Origin of the sequence: Bradyrhizobium sp., from assembly GCF_049586575.1 — a bacterium.
Taxonomy (GTDB): Bacteria; Pseudomonadota; Alphaproteobacteria; order Rhizobiales; family Xanthobacteraceae; genus Bradyrhizobium.
Genome location: NZ_JBAVCF010000139.1, coordinates 1 through 4,492 on the forward strand (window position 1 = coordinate 1; position 4,492 = coordinate 4,492).

Sequence of the window (4,492 nt, forward strand, 5' to 3'; positions counted from 1 at the left end):
ATGCATTTGCGGCCTTGAAGCCCGTTACCCGGGACACGGCATGATGTCTCCGATAGGCACATCAGCGACAAATTGAATGTCCGCTTTGACGTCAGCTTTATCGGTACGCAGACATCATACGACCTTGACTCCGCGAGGTATGCCAAGTCTCTCAGTCCCGCGGAACGCATTCGCAGTAACTCCCGTCACTGGTGTGGGTGCACTTATGTCTCATGCCAGCCGGGCAATCATCGCCCCAAGCTGGTGCAACGACACCCCAAAGCACGCCAGCCATTGCAGCGAGCAGAATCATGGATTTCATCGACCCCTCCTAGTGTCATGTCGGTTCTGTTGCATATTAACCCGATTCTCACCTCGACCATTCGTTATTCGAATGGCACATCTTAGCCGTCATCTGTTGAAGACTTTAGTTTTGCTGCATCCAGCTCACGGCAGAAAGTGACACCTCGCTGACATAGTCAGACGGTCCATTGATGTCCGTTGTCCGGCTCAGAGCGGACCGCGTCGCGTTCAGGGCAGGTTGTGGCACGTTTCGACTGATAGCCACCTCGGCTTCAACGGCAGCTCTGGAGGGTGAAGCCGACATGGCGGGCAATGCACCAAAAACGACGTTCATGACCCGAAGCGATCATGGCTGCACGAAGACTTGCTGGACGCACAACGCGGAATTTCCTTCCAACATGTGATAGTCTAGCCGGCATGGTCTGTACTCAGCCTCGGGCGACATGGTGGCGCGAGTACACCGCGATTCTGCTCATCTCCTGGGGCGGCAAGCAATGAGAGACCGAGGAGAAAAATGGAAATTCGATCGAAATTGACGGCGTTGCGCGACGCCTTTCCATACAAAGGTGCTCTCACCGGATCACGCAACTGTGCATTTGGGTTAGCGTGGCGACGGCCGCAGGGTGTTAGATTGCCGGACAGCCAAGCCGTCCGTCCATATCGACGGAGTTGACCCTGAGGAGAAGTCGGTTGCTCCAATTTCAAGACGGCACGGTCGGCAAATCAGAGTCCCTCCTCTACCCGACGGCGGATTCGGACCGCGCATCGGCGCAAGGCGAATACGCTGCCGCTTGCTGTCGGAAACGCAAGCCTTTGATCACGTGATTCCTGCGACGCAATTTCCAAGCCTATGTTGGAGCGTCCCGCCGGGGCGCTGCGACATTTGCGTTAGCTCCCTTGCATCGCCGCTTTTACTTTGGCCGGAGTGTATGGAATCGAGCGCAGCCGCACGCCGGTTGCGTCGAATACCGCGTTAGAAATCGCCGCAGGAATGACTGCGGCCGTGGGTTCACCGGCGCCCCACGGCTTTTCGGTCGGCCGGTCGATCAAATCGATGACAATATCCGGCACCTGAGGGAATTTGAGGATTGGGTAGCTCTCCCAGTCGAGGCTGGTCACCTGCGAGCGGTTGAATTTTACCTCCTCAATCAGGGTGCGGCTGACAGTCTGAATTACATTGCCCTCAATCTGGTTCTTCAGCCCGTCGTGGTTGATGATCTGGCCGCAGTCGTGAGCGACGTAAAACTTCAGAATTCGAATTTCGCCGGTGGTGCGGTCCACTTCGACCTCGGCGACCGCACCGACGTAAGTCCGCACCAGCTCGTATTTCACGTAGGACACGCCGCGCCCGTTTGCCACATTTTCGTTGGCAGACTTTTGCGGCGAGGACCGCTTTTGCCAGTTCGCAAGCTTAGCAAGCCGCCCGAGGAGTTCGGCGCCGCGTTTGTCGGTGGGGTCGAGATATTTCAGCCGGAACTCGATGGGATCCAAGGCGGCCGCTGCCGCAAGCTCATCGATGAAAGACTCGTTGGCGTAGGTATTTTGCATCCGGCCAGGCGTGCGAATCCACGACGGACGCAATGGCGTACCTTCGAGGTGATGACACATGGTCCTGACGTTCGGGAACTTGTAGGGGATCGCCGAGTCTTGGAAGATGTTGCCGGGGAACGGCACGGCCCCCTGTGGCAGTCCGGCAAGCGTGGCGGCGGTCAGCGGAACGTCAAGGCCGCTCTGCGGGCTGGCCTGGGGAATGAAGGATTCCGATTCCCACGCCGTGACGTTGCCGGAGGCATCCATCGCCGCATGCACGTCAATCAGTGTGGGCGGACCCTTGGGGTCCCAGCCGTGCTCGTCGGCGCGCATCCATTGCACGCGCACCGGCTTACCGACGGCTTTGGCGAGCATGGCGGAGTCGGCGGCGGCGTCCTCATGACCGTTGCGGCCGTAACAGCCGGCACCTTCCACGTAGGTGCAGCGCACGTTTTCGGGCGCCAGAGAGAACATCTGCGCGAGCTGCCCACGCAACGCGTGGGTCGCCTGTGATGCCGACCACGATGTCAGCTTGCCGTCTTTGAATTCCGCAATCGCACAGGACGGCCCTATCGAACCGTGCGTATGGATGGCGAAGTCGTAGGTTGCCTTGATGGTTCTGGCCCCTTCTTTGCCCATCGCTGCGGTGGTGTTGCCAACCTGGCTGGTCACTTGGTCCTTGACCACCTTGGTCGCGCGCACATAATCCCAGAGCTTGGCCGAATCCGGCAATGTCTCGGAATGCGACCACTCCGCCGTGAGCGCTCTTGCGCCGAGAATGGCGGCCCATTCGTTTTTCGCCACCACGCCCAGGAAATCGCCCTCGCGCACAACCTTGATAATTCCAGGTATATCTTTAATCGAGCGCTCGTCGACGCTTTGAAGCTTGGCGCCGATCGCCGGCGGTCGCACCACACGTCCATGGAGCATGCCTGGGACGCGGAAGTCCTGCATAAAGGTGAATTTACCTGTCACCTTCTGGGGGATGTCGAGACGCGCAATCGGCTTGCCGACGATCTTGTAATCCTTTGGGTCCTTGGTCGTCACCGGATTTTTTGGATCGAGTTTGATCGAGAAGTTCTTGCCGCCGATCAGTTGAGCTTAGGTGTCTTTTTTGCCGCCACCGCTGATGACGCCTTCGGCTACGGCGAGTTGATCGGTCCCGAGCTTTTTGGCGGCTTCAGCCATAAGTGCCTGGCGCGCGGCCGCCGCCGCCTGCCGCAGCTGCATGCCGCCGACCTGGATGGTCACGCTTCCCCACGTCGGGCCTTGGTTCGGCGTGAGCAGCGTATCGCCTTGAATCATCTCGATGCGGCTCATGGGCACGTCGATCTCATCGGCAACGATCTGCTGCAATGCCGTATACACGCCGGTGCCGAGTTCGACCTTGCCGGAATAGACGATGACTTTCCCGCTTTGGTCGATAGCCAGGAAAGAATCGACTTCGGTGAGAGCAAGCGGTTTGGCGCCGTTTTGTGCCACTGCCTGCTCGAGGGCGCCAGTGAGCGAAAAGCTAACGACTAGAGCGCCAGACCCGAGCAGCGCTTCCCGTCGAGAAATCTGAATGTTCATGATCGCCTCCCTTATGTAGCGGCCGACGCGCGCTTGACGGCACGTACGATGCGGGAATGCGTGCCGCAACGGCAGAGATTATTAGCGAGCGCACTTTTGATTTCGTCTTCGGTCGGCCTCTTTTTGCTCGCGAGGAAGGCTGCCGCCTGCATGATCATCCCGTTGATGCAGTAGCCACATTGCACGGCCTGTTCGTCAATGAACGCTTTTTGCAGCGGATGCAGTTTTGCGCCCATGCCGAGTCCCTCAAGCGTGACGATCACCTGCCGATCGCCGATTGTAGCGATCGGGGTCACGCAGGAGCGAACCGCTGCGCCATCCACGTGCACGGTGCAGGCGCCGCACTGGCCAAGGCCGCAGCCAAAGCGCGGACCCTTCAGCCCGAGATCGTCACGCAAGGCGTAAAGCAGCGGCATGGCCGGGTCGTCGTAACCGACTGACACCCGTCTGCCGTTCACATTAAGCGACTTTCGTTTTGCCATTTGTCCCTCCCTGTGCGCTACAGCTAGCGAATCGCCGATCACGCGAATCGAAGGCGCGTTTGATTTGTTGCGCCTATTGCGTGAGGAGCTATTTCTGAAGTTTAAGTTGGAGGTGCCTGCCGCCGGCATGATCGCTGCCGGGCCCCGCCCTCGGGACTTCGGCATGTCCCGCTGCCAGCTCTGCCAGAAACACTAACCGAATTGGCAAGCTTTGGCTAGGAAGGAAATTCCACTGGCAGATGAGGATGGCTGAATTGCGAAAAGCCTGATCGTACGACGCAGATCGTTTTTGCTGCGTTGCGGTGAAGAGGCGAATGGCACATCGCGACGCGCGGTACGACCGCCCAAACGGACGCTATTGGGGCTACACCGGACGTGTGTCCATCAAACCCAATCGGTCGATCGTGCCCCACAGCGGACATCGGCCATCACCTCATGTTGCAGGAGCGAAGCTGGGGTAACCCGACAGCGAGTCGCACGAAGAAGCGCAGTCATTTTTAACGCGCGCGTAGTTGCTCAATTGAACTGGCGCTGCGGTCGATTAGGCGTCGGAACAGAATTCTGAGAACGCGCATATCCCTAGCTGTTACGCCTTCAAATAGATGAAGGTTAATTTCGTCGAGGAC

At 58.6% G+C, this 4,492-nt stretch carries 1 protein-coding gene and 1 pseudogene; both read right to left on the reverse strand.

Features of this window, described 5'->3' with window-relative positions; all coding sequences use genetic code 11:
• Nucleotides 1-1,170: 1,170 nt before the first annotated feature.
• A pseudogene (locus WB528_RS05080) lies at nucleotides 1,171-3,384 on the reverse strand (molybdopterin cofactor-binding domain-containing protein).
• Nucleotides 3,385-3,395: 11 nt separating this feature from the next.
• On the reverse strand, nucleotides 3,396-3,866 hold the full coding sequence (locus tag WB528_RS05085; RefSeq protein WP_423887336.1) for a (2Fe-2S)-binding protein: 471 nt from the start codon (nucleotides 3,864-3,866) through the stop codon (nucleotides 3,396-3,398).
• Nucleotides 3,867-4,492 lie beyond the last annotated feature (626 nt).

Coding starts and splice junctions, on each gene's coding strand:
- WB528_RS05085 (WP_423887336.1), bottom strand. CDS start 3,866: ATGGCAAAACGAAAGTCGCTTAATGTGAACGGCAGACGGGTGTCAGTC.